Here is a 243-nt window from a genome sequence, read left to right on the forward strand (position 1 = left end):
GAGATCTACACACGGAGTACCGGCGGCCGCGCCCGATGTGTATTAGTGCCAGGGCCACCGCCCCGGCCGGCGCCCCGCGCGCCGCAGCCGCGGACGACGCCCAGCCGGCCCCCGCCGCCCAGGCCGCCGGAACCGCTCCCACCGCCGATGTCGGCGCCCGCGCCGCGCCGGGGCGGGGCGCCCCCCCCCCCCCCCCCCCCCGCGGCCCGCCCCGCCCCCCCCCCCCGCCGGGCCCCCCCCCCG

At 86.4% G+C, this 243-nt stretch carries 1 protein-coding gene; it reads left to right on the forward strand.

The features are described from left to right. Window positions 1-35: 35 nt before the first annotated feature. A partial coding sequence (locus tag AAHZ94_RS36635) for a hypothetical protein (RefSeq protein WP_349997728.1) occupies window positions 36-243 on the forward strand: 208 nt, incomplete at its 3' end.

Origin of the sequence: Streptomyces sp. HSW2009, from assembly GCF_040240285.1 — a bacterium.
In the GTDB taxonomy this organism is placed as follows: Bacteria; Actinomycetota; Actinomycetes; order Streptomycetales; family Streptomycetaceae; genus Streptomyces.